10 protein-coding genes and 10 pseudogenes are annotated in these 20,556 nt (G+C 59.5%); 7 read left to right on the top strand and 13 right to left on the bottom strand.

Annotation, left to right across the window (positions count from 1 at the left end; all coding sequences use genetic code 11):
• Positions 1 to 30: 30 nt before the first annotated feature.
• Both ABIB91_RS39920 and ABIB91_RS39915 read right to left on the bottom strand, forming a co-directional pair.
• Positions 31 to 258: a hypothetical protein gene (locus tag ABIB91_RS39920; protein WP_354172490.1), complete on the bottom strand. Its 228-nt coding sequence runs from the start codon at positions 256 to 258 to the stop codon at positions 31 to 33.
• Positions 248 to 1,153, bottom strand: coding sequence for a beta-keto acid cleavage family enzyme (locus ABIB91_RS39915; RefSeq protein ID WP_354172488.1), 906 nt, complete (start codon positions 1,151 to 1,153; stop codon positions 248 to 250). The genes ABIB91_RS39920 and ABIB91_RS39915 overlap by 11 nt, the downstream gene beginning before the upstream one ends.
• A gap of 571 nt (positions 1,154 to 1,724) precedes the next feature.
• On the opposite strand from ABIB91_RS39915, the pseudogene ABIB91_RS39910 reads away from it, so the two are divergent.
• Positions 1,725 to 1,851 (top strand): annotated as a pseudogene (locus ABIB91_RS39910) (IS256 family transposase); the annotation flags it as partial.
• A gap of 152 nt (positions 1,852 to 2,003) precedes the next feature.
• On the opposite strand, the gene ABIB91_RS39905 reads toward ABIB91_RS39910, so the two are convergent.
• A complete protein-coding gene (locus ABIB91_RS39905; RefSeq protein ID WP_354172486.1) occupies positions 2,004 to 2,753 on the bottom strand; it encodes an aspartate/glutamate racemase family protein in 750 nt (249 codons plus the stop codon).
• Positions 2,754 to 3,196: 443 nt separating this feature from the next.
• On the opposite strand from ABIB91_RS39905, the gene ABIB91_RS39900 reads away from it, so the two are divergent.
• The gene (locus ABIB91_RS39900) at positions 3,197 to 3,589 is read left to right on the top strand and encodes a hypothetical protein (protein WP_354253299.1); all 393 of its coding nucleotides are present in this window, start codon (positions 3,197 to 3,199) and stop codon (positions 3,587 to 3,589) included.
• Positions 3,590 to 3,595: 6 nt separating this feature from the next.
• Here ABIB91_RS39900 and ABIB91_RS39895 read toward each other — a convergent pair.
• Both ABIB91_RS39895 and ABIB91_RS39890 read right to left on the bottom strand, forming a co-directional pair.
• A pseudogene (locus ABIB91_RS39895) lies at positions 3,596 to 3,703 on the bottom strand (Fe3+/spermidine/putrescine ABC transporter ATP-binding protein); the annotation flags it as partial.
• 35 nt (positions 3,704 to 3,738) lie between these two features.
• A pseudogene (locus ABIB91_RS39890) lies at positions 3,739 to 3,915 on the bottom strand (IS3 family transposase); the annotation flags it as partial.
• 527 nt (positions 3,916 to 4,442) lie between these two features.
• Here ABIB91_RS39890 and ABIB91_RS39885 point away from each other — a divergent pair.
• Both ABIB91_RS39885 and ABIB91_RS39880 read left to right on the top strand, forming a co-directional pair.
• Positions 4,443 to 5,612: a M24 family metallopeptidase gene (locus ABIB91_RS39885; RefSeq protein WP_354172484.1), complete on the top strand. Its 1,170-nt coding sequence runs from the start codon at positions 4,443 to 4,445 to the stop codon at positions 5,610 to 5,612.
• 408 nt (positions 5,613 to 6,020) lie between these two features.
• Positions 6,021 to 7,166, top strand: a pseudogene (locus ABIB91_RS39880) (IS256 family transposase); the annotation flags it as partial.
• A 709-nt stretch (positions 7,167 to 7,875) separates the two neighbouring features.
• Here the strand turns inward: ABIB91_RS39880 and ABIB91_RS39875 are convergent.
• Positions 7,876 to 8,804, bottom strand: a pseudogene (locus ABIB91_RS39875) (IS110 family RNA-guided transposase); the annotation flags it as partial.
• A gap of 15 nt (positions 8,805 to 8,819) precedes the next feature.
• Here ABIB91_RS39875 and ABIB91_RS39870 point away from each other — a divergent pair.
• Positions 8,820 to 9,937: pseudogene (locus tag ABIB91_RS39870) on the top strand (ABC transporter ATP-binding protein); the annotation flags it as partial.
• A 10-nt stretch (positions 9,938 to 9,947) separates the two neighbouring features.
• Positions 9,948 to 10,382: pseudogene (locus ABIB91_RS39865) on the top strand (transposase); the annotation flags it as partial.
• A 644-nt stretch (positions 10,383 to 11,026) separates the two neighbouring features.
• On the opposite strand, the gene dctA reads toward ABIB91_RS39865, so the two are convergent.
• From dctA to ABIB91_RS39835, 6 genes and pseudogenes are all read right to left on the bottom strand, one after another.
• Positions 11,027 to 12,322 carry a C4-dicarboxylate transporter DctA gene (gene dctA / locus ABIB91_RS39860; protein ID WP_354172500.1) on the bottom strand — a complete coding sequence of 432 codons (1,296 nt, stop codon included), beginning with the start codon at positions 12,320 to 12,322 and terminating at the stop codon, positions 11,027 to 11,029.
• Between the two features lie 533 nt (positions 12,323 to 12,855).
• Complete coding sequence (locus ABIB91_RS39855; protein WP_354172482.1) at positions 12,856 to 14,070, bottom strand: TlpA disulfide reductase family protein; 1,215 nt, start codon at positions 14,068 to 14,070, stop codon at positions 12,856 to 12,858.
• A gap of 623 nt (positions 14,071 to 14,693) precedes the next feature.
• Positions 14,694 to 14,936 (bottom strand): annotated as a pseudogene (locus ABIB91_RS39850) (integrase core domain-containing protein); the annotation flags it as partial.
• 1,832 nt (positions 14,937 to 16,768) lie between these two features.
• Positions 16,769 to 17,659, bottom strand: a complete 891-nt coding sequence (locus tag ABIB91_RS39845; RefSeq protein WP_354172480.1) for a HipA domain-containing protein — start codon at positions 17,657 to 17,659, stop codon at positions 16,769 to 16,771.
• Positions 17,656 to 17,748 (bottom strand): hypothetical protein, encoded by a 93-nt coding sequence (locus ABIB91_RS39840; RefSeq protein ID WP_354172478.1) that lies wholly within the window; start codon positions 17,746 to 17,748, stop codon positions 17,656 to 17,658. The genes ABIB91_RS39845 and ABIB91_RS39840 overlap by 4 nt, the downstream gene beginning before the upstream one ends.
• A 293-nt stretch (positions 17,749 to 18,041) precedes the next feature.
• Positions 18,042 to 18,358 (bottom strand): annotated as a pseudogene (locus ABIB91_RS39835) (aspartate 1-decarboxylase).
• Positions 18,359 to 19,718: 1,360 nt separating this feature from the next.
• Between ABIB91_RS39835 and ABIB91_RS39830 the strand changes: the two are divergent.
• Positions 19,719 to 20,183: pseudogene (locus tag ABIB91_RS39830) on the top strand (pyridoxal-phosphate dependent enzyme); the annotation flags it as partial.
• 67 nt (positions 20,184 to 20,250) lie between these two features.
• Here ABIB91_RS39830 and ABIB91_RS39825 read toward each other — a convergent pair.
• A partial coding sequence (locus tag ABIB91_RS39825; RefSeq protein ID WP_354172476.1) for a transposase occupies positions 20,251 to 20,556 on the bottom strand: 306 nt, incomplete at its 5' end.

Below are 20,556 nucleotides of genomic sequence, written 5' to 3'. Positions count from 1 at the left end.
TTTAGCTCCAAGGTGGCGCATTTTCCGGTATTAATACTCGTGCCCCTTACGTGTGATCACGTGAAAGAGATGCACGCGCTTGTCAGATCGCCGAGACTTCAGCATGCGCACGATCCCGCTGTTGGACTGGGGCTCTGCGTCGAAGCGAATGTCGCTTGCTGTGCTAGGCGTGACCTGCTGCGTGTAATGCGTTCGGCCGTCGCCGATGCCAATAGCGTGCGGCAGCGCTTCGGGAAGAGATGACTTCTCAAGCACCACGACGGGCTCCCTGAACGTTTAGTTTAAGCTTCTCGCGCATTCGATCCGCACTCATCACCCCCACTCCTATGCGCTCAAGAATGCCGACGGCCCGTCGCACGAGTTCGGCGTTTGTCGCCAATCGCCGATGGGAGAGATATAGATTATCTTCCAAGCCCACCCGCACATGCGCGCCCGCAAGCGGCGACACTGCAGCATACGGAAGCTGCATCGGTCCCACCGAGAAAGCTGAATACACCGCATTCGGCGGCAGCAGATGCACCATCGCCATCAGCGTGGTCAAATCGGCCGGCGCGCCGTAACCAACGCCCATGCACAGTTGGTACAAAGGCACGCCATCAATCAACCCTTCTTTGACAAGATCGTTGGCCAAAAGGACATGGCCGGTATCGAACACCTCAAGCTCAGGCTTAACCCCAAGCTCTTGGCAGCGCGCGGCCATCGAGCGCATCATTCCGAGCGTGTTGACCATGACACTTTCAACGTTCGCCTTGCCGCTCTTCGAACCGCAATCAAGTGTGCAGATCTCCGGACGCAGCTCCTCGATAAATTCCATCCGCTCACGCGCGCTCGCCATCCACGTCCCGGAGGCCGACGGCAGCGGCGCGTCCGGCCCACCTAACACGATTCTGCAGCCGTCTCCCGTCGTCAGGTTGAGCACTGGATTGACATCCGACTGCCGAATTCGCTTCACTACTGACCGAAACAACAACGGGTCCAGCGAGCCCTCCCGGGTTGTAAGATCACGCACGTGGATGTGCACGGCCGCGGCTCCCGCACGTGCCGCCTCGATCGCCGATTCGGCGATCTGTTCCGGCGTTACCGGCACGTTTTTCTGCCGTGGTGCCTCGCCTCCTCCGGTCACCGCACACGTGATGAACGCCTCCCAAAGCATCCCATTTCTCCTCGCGCTGCAAGCTCTGCCCCTATCGGGCCGAGCGTAACGGACTCAGCAAATTTCCTAACATCCAAGTATTTCTTGTCGGGTGTTCCTGGCAACAGGGCCGCCCGAACGGTTTGCTGCAGCCCTCTTGATCCAAGCAAATGGTGTGCCATGCGAGAATTGCGCGCGCATGATGGTGTGACCGGAAGAAAACACGTGCAACAGGAGCTCATTTCGAAATGGCCTCGCGGTCGTCAGCTTTCCAACATCACGTACTTAACACCTTCGGGCGTCACAAACGGCCTCCCATCAAGCGGGATGTCTCGCCTGCGACGATTGATGGTGAGCCGTGAGCCGCCCTACGGAGCGAAGCACTGAACATTGCCCGGCAGCGTGCGCCATCGGCCTGCGGCCAAGCATGGGCGCAATCGCTTAGCACGTTCTTACAAGAACAGCAGAAGGCAGTTTCGATCTCGTCGCGATTGTTCGTACGATAGTGCTCGCGCACATGGAGTTGAGATCACCGGTCCGAGATCGTCGACCTCCGTGCGTCGCAACGGGTGCGGTAGTCTCCCCAGTGATCATGATGAACCTGCGCACACTCGTGGAGAAGACGCCTGACGCCGGTCTATTGTGCGAGATGATCGGCTCTGCCGCCCCAAGCTTGATTAAAGCTGGAAGTCGAAAGCAAGACGGGTGCAACTTACGGCTAGAAGAACCCCGAGCGTCTGGCCTAGCGTAGGGGAACCAAAACGAAACGGCCGAGCGGCCGCGCAGTGGAATGCACACCGGCGGCCGTGCGCTGTCTGCTCTGCCAGGCAGGCATCTTCGCCAACGCTGCTTACGGTCAGTCGAGATTCGGTTAAACGAGACCGTTGAAAGGTCTGCGTATTAGCCCGGCAATGAAGAACTCAACCATAGATGTGTAGTCGAAAACCGGAATTCCGGTCGCCCGCTGGACCGCCGCGGCGTAGGGCGGCAACTCGGAGCAAGTTAGTAGCAGCATCCCAATGTCCGGTCGGTCGTTAAGCAGAGCCACCGCAGTCTGGACGGTTTCGGTCTCGACGGCGCGTACATCCAAGTCCCCTTGAGCGTTGAGAAATGCGGCCGCGAATGCGGGAGCATTCTCGAGTCCAACGACGACCACGCGTTTGGACTTAGCTGAGAGCCCAGCAGCTTCCAGTAAGGCGGGGGTCAGCGAAGCTGCGCTCGCTGTAATGATGCCGAGTACCTTGCCGCGCGGAAGCACGCTTTCGAGGAAGGGAGCAAGCAGAAGACTTGATAGGAGCACGGGCACGTCAACTGCGGCCCGGACGGGCTCCTGGTATTGGATCATGAAGCCGCAGTTGGACGTGATAAGTTGCGCCCCCTCACATACGAGCTCAGTCGCGGCGCGAATCACGACGAATCTCATTTCCGCGCCATTGTGAAGGACAGGCAGCGTCTTGTACCGCACAGGGACACTCCATGTGCTGGCGTTGCCAACGCTGCCTGGAATGTAGGGGCGAATACCGGGCGAGTGGGCTCGCTCAAGCTGCAGGATACCTACAGGTGCACCGTAGAACAACTGTTCGGACTTCAGGGAAGCGAACCGCGCGTGAAACTCAGCCATCTGTAATCACATCCAAGCTCAAATAGACCCGCACGTAAGCGATAGCCGCCTCACCGACTCGCAACTGAGGAATGGAAATCCTATCCAAAACTTGGCAGTGCTACCTTGGACAAAGTGCTTCGTCCTACTTTCGAATCGATCTTACGAGGCGCACCGGTTTCATACGCTTACCTTCGCTGCGCCTTAGCCTTCCTGTGTAATAGCGTGTTGCCGAGTGGATGATTAAACGTAGATCATCAACAAGGATCAAGGTACTACCCAACAAGGTAGGGTGTTGATTGTCGCTGACATGAGGATTCGGGCGGTCGAGCGTTTTGGAGCGGAACGGTGCTTGCAGTCGGGCCGCGCGCTGTCCGCAAGTGCGACCAGCGGCTGCTTGAGCGTATTCGAATTATAGACGGGTACAATCGAGGCAACGCTAAATGGCGCGCCGTAGTCGCCGAATGGCCTGGAAAGACAAACGAAACATGGAGGGCATCGCCTGGGCCGAAGCTCTCTTCGATCGTCGCCTGGGCGGTGGGTACCGCGGTATCCTTCACATTCTCTGGCCTGATAACACCTATAGCCTTTCCTGCTCGTCCAAAAGTTGGCAAGGTAAATCCGTCGCGCGTTCTAAATCCTGGTCGACAAATTCTCCCGCGAAGAGGGAGCATTCCCCTATGGACTCCGCGACCGGCCAAGTCGCTGGAGGGCCTCGTCTTGATCGTGGTCATTTCAAGGCTGCGGATCAGGTTATGCAGGTCCTCTCGAAGGTGGCCCCGAAGCTGCGCATCAAGATTGGAGAATGGTTCATCAAGCAGAAGCACTTTTGGCTGAAAGGCAAGCGCTCGGGCTAGCGCGACCCGTTGTTGCTGCCCGCCTGAAAGCTCTCGCGGGTAGCGCTCGGCCAGGTGCTGCAGCTCGACACGGCACAGGATCTCCTGGACTTGGCTCGCTCTTTCTGGCCGCATCATTCCGATGTTGATGATCCCGTATTCCACGTTCTATCGTTCTCCAGCGTCAGCTCCTCGATCTTGGCATGCAGCGACTCCACATCGATCGCAGGCGTGGCCGGCGCAGCGCCGCGAAGTCCAAAAACTCCGGAAGCGCCACCCTCCAGCTGCGTCTTCTACGCCGCGATCTGATTTAGGTGGACGTCGAACTGCTCGGCAAGCTGAGCCAGGTTGCTTACCGGTCCCGAACAGGACGCCATCATTAGCAGCATACCATGGATCGTCAGCGAAAGGCCGATTTCTCCGACTGACAGGGTGAACAGCCTATTATCAATGATGGTTCTAAGTCGACCGGTTGCAGCGGCTCGTCAGTACGATCGTGAGCCGACGCTGTTCTGACAAAAAGTCAGCTCATGCAGGCAGCGCCAGCGAAAAGTCGGCTTCTGTTCCGGCTGCGTGCCTCCGATCTATCTCTGTTCCGAGCGAACGGGCGGTCTGGCCCGCCTACGCCAACAGTCGCACCTCGGGTCGACGACCCGATAGGGACTCGGTAAGCTTGGAACACAACTGAACTCGTAACGACCTCGACGTCCGATCCGTGCCACAACCACAGCGGCCTCAAACGGATTACGATTGGCACATTCCTTGAACCATCAATGCTTGAGTTGCCCGGGCGACAAGGAGGCGATGCGCGCATAACGGGGCTGATCCACAAGCTATCCGAACCACCACTACTGTCACGCAAGGAGTTGAAATCATGGCAATGCCGAAAGCCTCGCAGCCGTTCCCGCGTTCTGAATATCTGAGAAGATTGACTGCTGTTAAATCGGAGATGAAGCGCAGAGAGGTTGAAGTCCTGGTTGTCACGACTCCAGCCAACATCACATATCTCTCCGGATACACATCAAAATCGGGGTATGTCCCTCAAGGTTTGATCGTCTCGCTCGCAGATGAGGAGCCGAGCTTCGTTACACGCCGCATGGACAGACCAGCGGCAATTCATCAAATGTTTATCGATCGTGGCAACGTGGCCGGCTACCCGGAGGCTCTTATCGCCAATCCTGAGCGGGATGGATACGATGCGATCATTGAATTCATTTTGGACGTCGGTTTGGGCCGCAAGGCGATCGGCCTCGAGGCGAAGTTCTTATCGACCTCGACTGTTGAGAAGTTCAAGTCTCGTTCGGCCGAAGCGAGAATTGTCGATTGCACCAACGCCGTTACCTGGATTCGAGGTCTCAAGTCGGATCTGGAAATCGCCCTGATGCGCGAGGCCGCCGCCATTTCCGACGCCGGAATGCTCAGAGCCAAGGACGTTATTCGAGCAGGCGTGCGCGAGCCAGATGCAGCCGCGGAGATCATTGCGACGTTGGTACGCGGCGCTAACGGTAAGCCTGGTACCGATGTTGCGAGCTTTTATCTGTGCGCTACGCCGCGCATTTCTACGTGTCACATTCGCTGGACTGAGGACGTCTTCTTACTGGGGTCACAGATCAATCTCGAGCTTAGTGGCGTCCGACACGGCTATACTTCCCCATTGATGCGCACATTTTCCCTTGGCAAGCCGTCAGACCATATCCGGCGGCTGCATGAAGGAGAGGTCGCCGGTTTGGAGGCCGCACTTGCCGCCGCCAAGACCGGAGCGACCTGCAGCGATGTCGCAGTAGCTTTCAATGCCACCCTTAAAAAACATGGCTTTGAGAAAGATTCGCGATGTGGCTACGTTGTCGGTATCGATTGGACAGAACCGACCGCGAGCCTAAAGGAGGGTGATATGACGGTCCTAAAGCCGAATATGACCTTTCACCTCATGCTTGGAAACTGGATCGACGAAGATGTCGGTTACGTGATCGGTGAAACCTTCCGCGTAACTGACGGTGGCGGCGAACCATTCACAAAGCTTCCACGCGAGCTGTTCGTGATCTGATCCGTAAGCGCGATAGCGACAGCTATCGGGCTGCAGGCATCGCGATCCGGCGCCTTTAGGTTTTGCTTAGAGCCACTCAGAGAGACAGCAGATGGAGCTTTCCCTTCGTCGCAAAAATCTAATATTCGTCGTCGAACATAATGGCCCAGAGAGCTAAGCCGCACGAGCTGGTGAAACTCTAAGACAACAGGCGCTTGTCTAACCAACGCTTGGCGCACAGCGTTGGCACTGGCTGTCAATTTGCTGAGGCGCGCAGAAGCGCTGGAGTTGCTGGGTGGTTACAATCAGGTAGGTAAGCATCCGGCATAGGCGAGCTAGGCGGGAAAGTGGGTGATGACGGAATGAGATAGGCGGCGTATCGTGGCGGGTGTCGAGCCTGCCAGAACCTCTCAAGGAGAGCGATACGCCATGAACGTGACTAGCAATATTGTTGCCCTTCGTCAGCTTGACGATATCGACGATCCACTGACCAATATTCTGCGAGTTGCTGCGCGGCAGCTTCCGGCGCAGGCCGTGGAGATCGAACTCGAGACGTTTCTTGCCACGGTGAAGGATTTGAAGCTTGACGACGGGCGCGCCCGTCTCGTGCGGCATGGTTACGGCCCGGCCCGAACGATTGCTACCGGCTTCGGACCGGTCGACGTCGCGCGGGCGAAGATTCGGGACCGCGGAGCGGCCGATGGCGGCGAGCGGATCCGCTTCAGCTCGGCGATTTTGCCGCTGAGGGCGCGGCGGACCAGGGGTCTGGATGCGCTGTTGCCGGTGCTGTACCTGCGCGGCATCTCGACGGGCGATTTCCAGGAGGCGCTGACGGCCCTACTGGGTAAAGGCGCGCCGAACCTGTCGCCGGCGGTCATCTCCCGGCTAACGGCCGAGTGGCAGGGCGAGTATGAGCGCTGGCAAAAGCGCGATCTGTCGGCGCGACGCTACGTGTATGCGTGGGCCGATGGCGTCTTCCTGCAGGCACGCATGGAAGACCACGGCGAGTGCATGTTGGTGCTGATCGGCGCGACGCCGGAAGGCAAGAAGGAGCTGATTGGCCTTCAGATCGGCGTCCGGGAGAGCACGCAGAGCTGGCGTGAGCTCTTGATCGACGTGAAGCAACGCGGTTGCAAGTCGCCCCGGAAATCGCCGTTGGTGACGGCGCGCTCGGCTTCTGGAAGGCGCTTGACGAAGTCTTTCCCGGCACGCGGCACCAGCGCTGCTGGGTGCACAAGACGTGAACGTCCTAGACAAGGTCCCGCCCTCGGTGCAGGCCAACATGAAGAAGGACCTGCGCGAAGTCTACTGGGCGCCGAACCGGGCGGCCGCCGAAGCGGCGATCGACGTCTTCGCCGAGAAATACCGCGCCAAGTACGGCCGGGCGGTGAATGCCTCGCCAGGGACCGGCCAAGGACCGACGCGCTGCTGGCCTTCTACGACTTCCCGGCCGAGCATTGGGATCACTTGCGCATGACCAACCCCATCGAAAGCGTGTTCGCGACCGTGCGGCACAGAACCGTTCGGACGAAAAGATCGCTGTCGTCAACGACCGTCAGGTTGCGCGCGTCAAAGGCACAAATCAGTTGCCGAACGTGATCGCGTCTCCGTGATCACTTCCAGCCGGCGCGCCGTCACGTTCGAGTATCCCACCGCTCGCGAAAAGGTGGGAGTGGAACGACGCGACGGCGATCGATCTCGACCATGTTCAGTCATCTTGCGTGCTTGCGAATGCGATGGAAGTCGAGCCGTCGCGAAATCAGTGTGGCCTACTTGGCACTGCCGGAGTTGGTCCATACATTGTCTTAAGAATGACTCACGGCATCGCGAATAATGGACATCGTTAACCTCGTGCTGCGACGGGCACGGTCGCTTTCCGCTCGGCTTCGAGACGCGCTGCTTGATCCGGTACACGGTCGAGCCGTCCACGGCGCCGCTCATTGCGATCTCCTCCTCTCTGGCCACGGCATCGGTCGGCCAGCAAACTTGCCCTTCGCGGCGAGGGTCCGTCTGCGGCGCAAACAAGCGCATGACGCCGGCCCAAATGTGGAACACCAACCAAACTCGCGTGTGCGTGCGTCTCACTCCAAGCGACCCGATCAGGTTGCGCCTCGCTGTGGCGAGCACGCCGCGTGCGAGGTGTCCGCGTCCTTAACCCACTTCGACAGCCAAATGCCAGAAAGTTCTCAAGCTCCAATGACCGAATGCCGCCTGCGACGGCGAAGGTGCCCAGCTTTCATTACTGGGACTAGCCGCTCCACCGCTGGCCGACGGACTTTGTCCGCAGAGCGGCAGCCTGATGGCCCCGTCTGGCGCGGATGCGCACGGAGAAAGCGTGGAGCGGTCCGGGTGTCTTGGCGGCAGCCCAGGCGGCTTCTACCAGCATGGCCCGGGCGTGGCTACGTCCGACCTTGCTGATCCGGCCGTCATGAGCGGCACCGAGGCCCGACTGGTACACACGCGGATTGAGCCCGAAGTAGCTGATCATTCTGCGGGCTCTTGAACGCGTGATATCGCCAATTGCCGCCATCAACCCGGCCGCCACCGCCAAATTGGCGCCGGTGATCGTCAGCAGCCGCCTGACCGAGCCGTCGTCCAGGCTGTTTGTGCCGATCTCCCGATCGAGGATCGTGAGATCTTCGGCGAGCCGATCGAGCTGGCGCACATGCCGCTCAATAGCATCCCGTTCGTCGTCGGGTGCCGGCTGGTGCGCCAGCCAATCACGGCCGCGACCGTTGAATAAATCGGCGTGCGGACATTTTGGGATCAGGTGCGCGTGAAGGATTGCATGCACTTCGTCCTTGATCCGGGTCCGATGCCGCACGACCTGGTAACGCCGAGCGATCAGCCTGCGCAGCCGTTCTGTGGCCGCGTCCGGCGTCCAGATTTCCGGCAGATAGCCGGCCGCGTACAAGCTGGCCAGCGTGCCCGCGTCGACCTTGTCGGTCTTCACATGGGCATGCGCGATTGCCTTCACCTGCAATGGGTTGGCGATGACAACCTGCTTCACGAACGGCGACAGCACCCTTGACACCGCCATGCAGTTGGCGGTCGCTTCGATCACCACCTCGTCTATCGGTTGAAGGTTTTGCCAAAGCCCTCCAGTGCCGTGCGGGTCATATCGACGCGACCGGCCGGTCGAAGTCTGCCGTTTTCCCAGAAAACCACCTCGCCGAAAGTTTCGTGGATATCCATTCCGATTGTGCGTCGCATTTACACCTCCTGCCGCTGGCGGATGCGCTGACATGCAATGCGGTGGTGAAGTCGTTCGGCGCGGGAGCGCGCGAGGATGCGCGGCTTGGGCGCGTCATCAAGCGCTGGCGCGTGCGGGTGCGGCGGACCTGGTTCCGCTACAACTACACCGCCATGGCACAGCTCTCGCTCCTGCTATGCCTGCGCGCGTCCCTGATCGGTCGTTCGGTGCTGCTGTGGTGCCGCCTACGCCTCGCCCGGCGACGTTACCTATGTGCTGACGAGCTATTACGTCATTCACGCGTACTTGCGCGACGTCGGCATGCACATCAACAACCTCTAGCGCTAGGTCAATGACATGCAGGAGCTGGTGGCGATCCATGACGAGTCGATCGGATTGCCGATGCGCGCGACGCACAGCCGATCGCGATCGAGCGCGGCGAGATCGTGTTCGACGATGTCACGTTCCACTACTCCAGTCATCGGGCACCGCTGTATGACGCGCTGTTGGCAACGATCCGCGCCGGCGAACGGGTCGGCCTCGTCAGCCGCTCTGGCTCCAGCAAGGCCACCTTCGTCAAGCTGGTGCAGCGGCTCTACGGCGCCTCGGGCGGTCGCATCCTGATCGACGGGCGAGAGATCGCGATGGCCACGCAGCAATCGTTCTGGAGCCAGATCGCGATCGTGCAGCAGGATCCGATCCTGTTCCACCGCTTGCTCGCCGAGAACATCGCGTACGGCCGGCCCCGGCGCCAGCCTAGCGGCGATCGAGCAGGCGGCGCGGCTGACGAATGCGCACGACTTCATCCTACGCCAAGGGCTACGGCACGCTGGTCGGCGAGCGCCAGCGCGTGACGCCGGCGCGCGCCTTCCTGACCGATGCTCCGCTGCTGATCCTGGACGAGCGACCTCGAGCCTGGATTCGGACTTTGAAGCGCTGATCCAGCAGACGATCAAGCGGCTGATGAAAGACCGCACCTCGATCGTGATCGCACAACGGCTCTCGACGATGCGCAGCTTCGATTCCATCCTGGTGTTCGACCGCGGCTAAATCGCCGAGCAGGGCCACCCATGCCACGCTCGCTGGCAAGCCCGGCGGCCTGTTCGAGCGCCAGACGACTGAATTGGACCGCATAATCTCCGCCGTGGAGTAGGTGGGTGCACATGCTATATCATTACAGTTGCCTCTATCGTGCTTTCTGCGCAAGAGCGTGTGCGACGAATGCCGGCCTGTTCCTGGAAGGTCTGCTCGGGGATGACCAGCGCAACACCGGTTGCATGCGGGCGGAGGCGGCTGGCGATCCCGGCCCGTGGCGGCAACAGGCAATTCTGGGCCATAGGGATGGGGACGCTGAGGCCCTGCGCGATATCGTGCGCGACTACGTCGAGCATTTGGCGGATGACAATGACGTGCCGGTGATCGACGGGGCCAGCTTTCTCAAACAGGGCAAAGCGTGATGCGGAGTTGCGCGACAATACAATGGTTCGGCAAAGATTACAAATTGCCAGATCGGACTCTTCGCTACGTATGTTCGGCGTCATGGTCATGCGTTCATCGACAGCGTGCTGCATCTTCCGAAGGAATGGACCGACGACCCGGAGTCACGTTGTACGTAGCCGCGCAAGTTCGCTTCTAAATCAAAAGAATGGATCGTCACGATTGCCCCAAGCTGCTGAGGCCGCTTTGGAGCCTCATCGGGAGGCAATAATAGGCAGCACCTGATGACCGCAACAAAGGGAATATGCCGTTCGTGGCCTAGCGTAGAAGAAACATTTGAAAAGAGCTAGCTTGACGCCACGACCCGTCGAGGGCGAGACGATGCGCTTTTTACGCCTCTCGCGGAGCGATGTTTGCTCAGGATTCGTCGTCTCCCTGAACCACTGTCGATCCTCATCCGGGTACGATTGAGCTCCCGCTTTTTGAGGAAGCTCAAAGCGGGGATAACGAACCACACCAGCTGGCGGGCTGGCACAAACACAATGCGGAAGGCTGATCTGGTACACGACCGTGAGCGTAGTGATACCTGCACAATTTCCCTAGAATCAGACCGGGCCACTATTGCGCGATAATTGTCAACGCAAAATGGAAGCGTTCAAAGAGCGATTTATAGTCCGCAGTTGCAACAAAGTCTGGAAATCTCAACCCGGCGCTCCCGGACAGGATTGAACTGCGATTTTGCTGGCCCGCGTCATTCTGTTCGCGACGTATTGGCCGTCGGCAGGGCCGAGCTGAGCTCGCACATCTACTTGAGCTGCGCATGTAGCGAGACATGGTCGAGTTCGCCTTCCCACCAGGAGACAAATACCGCGGCAATACCGTTCCCGATGATGTTCGTAAGCGCGCGCACCTCGCTCATGAACTTGTCGATCGAGAATACTATCGCAATGCCCGGGACAAGCTCAGGACTGACCACCGTCAACGTTGCGGCCAGGGTGACGAAGCCGGCACCGGTGACACCGCTTGCGCCCTTCGAGGTGAGCATTGCTACCACCAGTATCGTGAGTTGCTGGCCGAAGTTGAGATCGACCCCGAGCGCCTGTGCGATGAACAAGGTCGCCAACGTCATATAAATGTTGGTCCCATCCAAATTGAAAGAGTATCCGGTCGGCACCACTAGGCCCACCACCGGCTTGGAACAGCCCAGCCGTTCGAGTTTTTCCATCAACTGCGGCAGCGCGCTTTCGGACGACGACGTTCCGAGCACGATCAGCAGCTCATCCTTAATGTAGACGATGAACTTTAGGATAGAAAAGCCGACCAAGCGCGCGATCAGGCCAAGCACAATGATCACGAAGAGCCCGGCTGTCACATAGAACAGGGCAACTAGTCCGATGAGTTTACCGAGCGCGGAGGGTCCGAATTCGCCGATGGTGTAGGCCATGGCACCGAACGCTCCGATCGGCGCGGCCTTCATCACGATCCTAATGACGCCAAACACCGCGTGCGCAGCATCGTCAACCAGACCGCGCATCCGCTCACCCCGCTCGCCAAGCGCCATCAGCGAGAATCCGAATAGGATGGCAAACAGCAGCACCTGCAGCACGTCGCCTCGCGCCAGGGCGCCAACCACGCTATCAGGAATGATATTGAGGAGGAAATCGACCGCCTTCTGCCCTTCCGCCCTTTTGACGTAATTGGCTACCGCCGCGGCATCAGCCCTGGGAGCGAGCCCATGACCGGCCTGAACGAGATTGCCCATCACGAGACCCAGGACGAGCGCGAAGGTTGATACGATTTCGAAGTAGAGCAGCGCCTTGACCCCGACTCGGCCGACCTTTCGTGCATCCTGAACATGCGCAATTCCGGACACAACAGTGCAGAAGATGATCGGTGCGATCACCATCTTGATCAGCTTGATGAAACCGTCACCAAGCGCTTTGACCCAGCTGCTCGTCCCCACAGCAGGCCACAACCAGCCAACGAGAATGCCAATCAGGATCGCGATGAGTACCTGGATGTAAAGAACTTTGTACCAGGGGCCAGAGGGCTGGAACAGGGCGGCGGCTTTGACAGAGCGGCGCTGGCGGTGAGTGTCCATCATGCTCGACCCGGCGCCGTGGTACCAAAGAGGGGTGTCAATGAAGGTACGGCTTCGCTCAGTGTTCCTTCGGTTGGGGGCGCAGGGGACGCTGACGGCTTCGAACAGCACAGTCCACAGCCACGGATTGGCACCTCTCCTGAATCGGCTGGTGGTCGACGCGAAATGACGTTCGGAATCGCTTCTGCGAGCAGCGATAGAAAGTTGAGAAAGCTTCCTTGAGAGCTGGAAAGCATCAGCGTCACCACCCATTCTATCTTTTTTGGTTGTTCGAAGATGCCATCCAGCATCCTATAGGACGCCAACCCAGCAGCCGGCAAACACTCTTCACTTCGGCAGGCACTCTCGCCTCTGTCGCGTCGGAGCGCGACGAACCTTGAGAAACATTCGGCATAAAGAACGTGTGGTGGTACGGCCTCTGCGTTCACCGGCTCGCTCCTCCTGTCCTCGCTTCATGTGAATGCCCCGACATTCCCAAGAGGCATCGATTTGGATCGCAAAACCACGGCCGAGAAGTTGGCAAGCAGCATTGCTCACGCTGCCTCCCTTGGCGATCTCGGTTCCGGTTTTTCGCGAGCCGTGTTTTGCGGGGCTGAACAGCACCCCTCGTAAGAGAGCTTCTCACTCCTGTAGCTCGCCAAGGCCTGGAGAGAGCACTCCACGACGTCCCGTTTCGCTAGATCCGAGGCAGGCGCTGCATCCAGCCACTTCAGTGCCAGCTCGACCAATTCGATCGCGCGATCCCTCTTACCGGTCGCGTAGTAGTACTGAGCGACCGCCCCGTACGACAGGAACTTCACGCACTCGCTGCCTTGAGGCGGATTCGCCGCCAGGATGTGTTCGGAGAGGTCCTTGCCCATGGCAAAGCGCTCTGCATGTGGGAAACCGGAGTAGTCTTTCGCGGGGTCGAACAGTTGGCGGATGGCCACGCTCATCCAAACCACCGATTTCTTGTCGATCGCGTCGCGAACCAATTGGCGCAATACCGGCAGGCCGGCCCTCATGTCGCGTATCTTGTGAAGCAACAATTCCGCTTGAAGCCCGCGGAAGGTGACCTCGTTCGGCATCGCAGCGAGTGCCTCCTCAACCGCAGAAAGGGCTGCCGCCCAATCCTTACTCTTCACGGCGGGTTTAAGTCTGGCAAAGATCGGCTCCACCAGCGCTCGCTTCTGCGATGGTTCGCGCTTTCTGCGTCGGCCCGTGTTTATCCTCTCCGCATCGAGGGCTTTGGCTTCCTCGCTCATTGCCCAGGAGCCATTCAGAACTTTGGGTAACACGTTATCGAGTTGGGTCGGATGGCCGACAAAGGCCAAGCGGCCGTCACGGTCGACCACGAATGACGTGGGAATCCCGACAGAAAAAGTGGGATCCATCCAAAGCTTGTTCATTTCGCCCGCGTAGTCGAATGCGATCGCGTAGTTCAGAGTCGGCACGTTCTTCGTCAACCAGACGTCCAGGCTGGCTCGCGCCTCATCTGCCGTCAAAGCTTGTTCGTGAGCCGCGATGCTTACCACCTCAACTCCATTGTTCCTGTATTTGCCTTGCAGCATCACCAAATTCGCCATCGAGGCAATACATGTTCCGGACCACGTCGCCCAAAATTCGACGATGTATAGTTTCCCAGGCTCGAACTTTGTAACCGGCTGGCCACGTAGCCAGTCCTCAACTTTGATCGAGGGGGCCCGCGAACCGACGCTCAGCACATTCGCCGCAGCGACTTGACTTGCGCTCTCAGTCAGACTGGTCATTTGCTCAAACTCGCTTTACCTGGCTCTGCCGAATAGCAAGTCGCATGCCAGCCAGTGCTCGTTGATATTGCGCAGTTTTTCGTATCATTCCTGTCGTCCTTGCGACGGGTGTCGAATATCCGACCAGCCGTTTGGAGCTTCTCAGGCAATCAGTTGGTCGGACGTTCTTGACGCGCCTGTAGACCGACGAGGCGGGAAGTCAGACAGCGGCAAGGCCGAGTTCACCACTCCACATCCTGATCGGTTTCCAGGATGACCATTTCGGCGCTCGGATCTCGACGTGAACTGACCTGCTTTGGCCCGTCGACCTGCGCTTGAGGGCGACCTCAGATTTCCAATTCAACTTTTTGAGCCAAGAGACGATGAACCAGACGAGGGCAGCCAGCTGCAGCACAAGATTAATACGCAGTTTGATCAGCGATTGAGGGTAGTGAAATAGCCCCGCGGAGCGGGACCGCTTGAACCGGTTTGTTAGTTGGAAACTGACCGCTCCTGATCCTTTTCTACCGCGCTGCCAGAGACTCTGTCTGCTGCTGTTGCTGTGGGCATGTGGTCAACGCGTGAGCGTTGTCCATCATGTCCACAGCCTTCGCGGCCTGCATCCGTTCGCGCCAGACCGCCATCGGCGTGCGATAGCCGAGTGCCTGATGAAGGCGACGATCGTTGTAGAAGGCGATCCAGTTTGCAATGCCTGCCTTGGCCTCGCGGCCGTCGGCCTAGCCCTTGAGATAGATGTCCTCATGCTTGAGAGACCGCCACAGCCGCTCGATGCAGACGTTGTCCATCCAACGACCGCGGCCGATGGAGATCTTGATCCCTGCGCCCGCCAGCGCGCCGGTGAAGGCCGCACCGGTGAATTGGGATCCAGGAAGCGCCCAACCTCTACGACGGCGCTCTTGCCCATCCTTGGGCGGTCAGTCGCGACTTCAAGTCGCTGGAAAATGCTCTCCGAAACTTGAATCGTTATCTTTCTGGTCCGCTGAGCTTCGCTTGGGCTCGCCTGCGCGTCCGCCTCAGCTTCGTTCCGACTTGAGCTCTGTTCCTTCCGGCGCTCACCGCTAATCTGCATACTAGCTTCCTTCTCTCTGCGACTGAGCGCCGCCCGCGCTTGGGCGCGCGTGGTCTGGATGTTCGGTCGAAGCGGATGAATCGCCCTGCGATGATGCCCGACAAAAGGGCCGAGACCGCATGCCGCTTCAACCGCAGGGACATTCGCCGGCCAGCCGCAACCTTCAACGCACGCTGCCGCTGCACCGCACCGTGCCAGCCGTTAGCACCGTCTCCGATGCTGGCGAGGCTTGACGAAGAGCGCCGGCAGCGAGGTCGACTGCGACGTCTGCAGCGGCAGCAAGCATCAGCGCTCGCATGGGGTTCCAGGGCGCTGAATCTTCCAAGGACGATACACGACCTACACCGGAAAGGATGCGCACCCAATCCGGAGTGAGCATGCCGGATGCGACCGCCCTCACCGCACCCTCGGAAGCACTGCGGTCGCCGAGCAGCTTGCCGGTGGAGACATTCACGAAATGGACCGACGAGCATGCCGGACAAATGACCGCCAGATGAGTGTCGGGACCGATCTGCTCCAGTCCTGTCAACAGGTGCTGCACTTTCCGGTGCGCGGCACCTGAAAAGTACTGATTGCTTCATCCGTCCGGCATGGACCTGGATACATCGCCCTGAAACTGCGGTTCTGAGAGCGCGCGCGCACCTTCCGGAGCAGCGCGCGGCGGCAGTAATGAATGTTGATGGCGTCCGGAGCCCGGCTCTGCGACAGGGCGTTGCGTATTCTTTGGTCCAGTGCTCGAGCCGCGCGGCTGGGTCCGCATTGTTCATCGAGCGCGCGAGCGGGGGGCACCAGCTCGGCGACGATCTGGCTTTCTCGGTCCTCCATGGAATTCCTAGCCCGAAAACGGGCGCTCGTGTTTGCAGGACGCAGGAGCTCTTGCGTGCGCTGTAGCCTCGCGGTTCGCGAGGCTCCGCAGCAGGGCAGGTCTGCAATGGAGAATCGGTGTGGATCATGCGAGTGTCCACACGGCCCCGCTGCAAGCTCTTTCTCTTTGCCTATCCGGCTCTCGGATGGTTAGCCCTATCCCGCCGTTCGGGTTGAAGCCGGGACACGCCCTGTCGCCCGCCCAGCGCGGGGGGAAGGCCATTGAAGCCTAAGCGGCGTCCCAACACGGTCCTCACGGTGAAGGCCGCTTGTAGCCGCGCCCCTGTGAGGAACAATCCGTTCGTCGACGTGCGAAGAAGGTGTCCGGTCGATCAGGAGGCTGATCAGTTCAGGGCGGCTGTAGTGACCGCTTGCATCCATCACTCTCTTGCGCCCGTCGATTTCGATGAACTCGACGTCGGCAATCACCTCTCGTGTCACGATCGCGAGCCCCCCCACTGACATCGTCGACGTCGACATCGATAACTGATGTTGGTGCTGCCGATGATGATCATCATTGGCTGCGACAACGACATCTCGATCATGCTGATCGGCACCACGTCGGGGATCAGCATGGTCGCTGCTGGCGGCCGTCGCCGGAAACTATGCTTCACCGAGCAGTCGACCGCATTGCCCGGCTCTTGCGATCAGGAGCTCGGCGAGACGCGCGATGATGGCATTGTCCAATCCGTCTTTCTGCGCTTGCTTCCGGCTACAATGTCCGGAAGCTGCTCGGCCATGGAAATCAGTCCGGCGATCACCTTGTCAGGATCGAGGCGCGCTTCGCGCGCGAACTTCTGCCAATCGGCGCAAACCAATCTGGCTGAGCTTGTAATCACCGCCGATTTTCATCGCGAGCTTGATCTTCCGCAGATCGACGTCATCGTAGGGAAGAACGCTGGCGATATCGTAGAGCGGCGCGAGCCGTACGTGAGGGTCTCCGGCCAGCAGCAGCGAATAATTCTTGGCATGAGCATCCGTACTCGCAATCAGCCAATTGAAGCCTAGCGCCTCGACAAACGAGTCAACGTCGGCGACACGATCCGTGGAGTAGGTGCGCAAAAGCTCGATCACATCCGCAGGGCTTGGTCCGCCATCGTTTTGATACTTTCTGGTCGGCAGGATCCCGAGCGCTTGGCAGATATCTTCCTGGTGGACACGGACGATCTCGTTCCCACTGAACTGCCGGTCGTAGCGCTCGATGACGACGGCGATTTCCTTTCCGAAATTTATCACCTGCGTGTCGGCGACGGGCAGACCGAGATTGCGCGCAAGTATGAGGCAGATATGTTCATTTTCCGCGTGTCCATCAAAATGGCCGGTCGGCGGTTTGAGGATATGCGTTGTCGGAATGCGCCCAGGGGGAATTCCCCATTTGCCCTTTTGCAGAAGCAAGGCGGTTTTGGGTTGGGCGCCCGCAAGGCTGAATTGCCCGGTGTCACGCGGCAACCGCCATGCGGCGTGATCCTCGCGTAAGGTTTGCAGGCGTTTGGCGATCGCCGTGTCGTCGAGCCAATCGACCTTGTCCTCGGCGCCGCTTCGCAAGGCGTCCAGCCGATCAGGCGTGACGAACTGATGGCACCCGCGCAATCCTCGCCGACGTAAGAGATAAGAGCAAACACGTTGCGTGCGGACACCTGAAATCTTCGGGCTCATCGTTCGAGCACGTGTTCGTTGTCGGGCAGGAGTCCCCAGAGGAAAGCCTGCACGGCGGAAGGACCGTGCTCTTCGGCCGCGAGCGGCATGGACAGCGACAGCGGAGCCGCGGGCCGCCCGCCCCGACTGGGGTGCCGGCCTCTATCGCACGGGAGACGGCCCGTCTCATCCTTGGCGCACTCGCAAGCGCCAAGTAATCGTAGGATGCGAAATCGATTCCTGCGCACGGCTCGGGCCGCGCGGCCCGCTGCTTTCCTCCCGGGCATCCAAAGCACGCCCAAAATCGGCGTTCTTGGCGGACGGCCTCGAATTCACCCGTTCTCTCACGACTGAACCAACGATCTCAAAGGAAACCGTATCTCGCCTTATTGCGCAAAGGGGGCTAGCATTCGCAGCCCGCGTTCCAGCCCAGCAAGATACGATTATTCCGGTCGAGCCGCACCACGCGCTGTCTGAAACGCTTCGCTTCTGCCTCATCAAATGAGGCACATGCAACGATACTGATTTTATCACCGGGCATTGCAAATCGGGCCGTCGCACCAGTCAGGTCGATGGCGCCGGACCCTGGAGGCGCTTCAATGATGTAGGTTGAAATCGCGCCTCGTTATCGAAATTGTAAATCTCGACGCGCTCGTTGATGAGGAAGCCTGCCGCATCGAGCAACACACGATCAACGGATATCGAGTCCTCCCGGTTCAGATCGGTCTCAGTTACCGAAGCTCGATCGAGTTTGCCTCATCAAAGTGATTCTCTTTTCCCGTCCAGTCCTAGGAATCTCGGCCATGCCGATCCAGCTAGGTGTGATCCGACGCCAAGCCAAGCCTGATGGCAGTTTGGCGCAATCCCTCCGGAGGGTCACCTTTGGACCGGTCATATGATGCGCTGTGTGCGAGCAGTAGCCGCAGCAGGTCTTTGGGGAGCCGCTAGTCTTGATCCCAAGCAGGGCCCGCGAATCCCACACCGCGCATCGAAGCTCTTGCCAGGCAAGGTCGTGCGCTTAGGAAGCCAGCCCCGCCTAGCAGCCGGTGCAACGGCGTTGGCCTGGCAGGAGAGGTGCGCTCTTCCGGGACATCATGCGCTTCCGCGCTGGTCCCCATTGGAGGCACCCCCTTGATCACATAATCGCGCGGGCGTCGCCCGCGGAAAATATACGTCTTCCTGAAGCCGGAAATCGTACACTTCTGCTCGAATGTGCAAATATCATGCGGCTAAAAGCTGTATCTGCGCAGTTCCTCCGCAAGGGTTGATGCCGCGGAGGGCCGGAAGCTTCGCCATTTGGGGAGTTTCCGCCGCTTGGAGGCCCCTGAAGCCTTGGCTCGCAAATCACTTACGGGCGCCGTCTGCCGTAACCAAAAGTGAGGCCGGCTTATCAACATCATCTCGTCGCGTGTGGTGAGTTGGACAACGAAGCACAATGCCAGCTTACAATGCATGTGACGACAGGAAGAGGCGGTGGGCCGTACGGGGACCGCGCTATTCATGCGTAATCTCTGATCCGATCGGCAGCTCGCGAGCTGTCCGGCGACATGGAACGTTGTTGAAGTCGAACCTCGTGGATCTCGCACAGTTCTGCCGGTCACGTTGACGGCTTCCGATCGCAAGTTAACTGCCGCATGCACGTCTTCCCGATCGTTGTGCCGGGCGGTTATTTCTGGGCGGCGCGGGGCTAGCTCAAGAGCGTTCCGAGCGGGTTATTTTCCGCAGCTCATTTTCGTGACTTGGGCCCGGGAAGCGAAGGGCCGGCTCACGAGGGCTGTCGGAGGGTCGGCGGAAGCGATAAGGACGCCCGCGAGGGGCCCTGGCGGGGCTCCAACACCAGGCATCAACCGCCGGCCGGCGCAGATGGGCCGGGCTTCATCGAGAAGCGGGGCTCCTACTTATCGTATAGCGCGACAATCTGGATGGGAAGACTACCATCTTGATTGCCGCGCCGCATTGTCGGGGATTACAGAGAAGGCGTGACATCGCCGGCCTCGCCGCTAGTGTAAAAAATGCACCCCGCCGCGATGCTTCCTGCGTTCCTGGAAATCGAAACCGTGTTGCTTCTCAACACCATGGCATTGGGTACCGCGCGCCGTTGGATGTCTCGGATGCCAATCTGCTAAGTTGGGAAGCCGCGCGCGAAGTGGAGAGGTTTCTTAGACGCGGCGATGGGTACAAGGAGACGCCGCTGGTTTCTCGGACGTGCCTTGCTCGTGAGATCGGCGTGGGTGCGATCCAACTGAAGGACGAGGGTCATCGATTGGGACTTGGCAGTTTCAAGGCGTTAGGAGGGGCCTAGGCCGTGATTCGCCTTGCGTTGGAGGAGGCAACTCGGCGCCTCGGCCGTCCCGTCGACCGCTCGACATTCACAAACCTGAGGTCAAGGCGGTAGCACAGGCGATCACGGTGTCCTGCGCAACAGATGGCAACTATGGGCAGGTCAGTAGCACATGGCGCCCACCTCGTTGGGGCGAACTGCGCGATATTCGTTCACTCGGGCGTCAGTGATGGGCGAATCGCAGCCATTGCCCGTTTTGGCGCGCGATCGTGTCCCCTCGCGTGGTATAGCTGCGGCGGGTCACCGCGTTCGCCGGCGAGAGCCGGGCTGGTCAGCTGGCGATCGCCGTGAGGCTGACGCTCGGATCATCGCTCAACGGCGCGATTGTTTCCAGTGTCATGTAACGGGCGCGCTGGACGGCCCATTCATCATTCTGTTCGAGCAGGATCGCGCCGATGAGGCGAACGATGGCGTCCTCATTGGGGAAGATGCCGACCACCTCGGTGCGCCGCTTGATCTCGCCGTTGAGGCGCTCGATCGGGTTGGTAACGGGTATGAGAGTTTCTCGGTGCCGATGTTCCGCTGCGATATTCAGGATCGTAGCGTATGGTGCGACCATCGGGACAGAGGCACCGGG

This window comes from Bradyrhizobium sp. JR4.3 (genome assembly GCF_040547695.1).
Taxonomy (GTDB): domain Bacteria; phylum Pseudomonadota; class Alphaproteobacteria; order Rhizobiales; family Xanthobacteraceae; genus Bradyrhizobium; species Bradyrhizobium canariense.
Note: the sequence above shows the minus strand (reverse complement) of the source record. Positions and strands in the feature narration are given on the sequence as shown.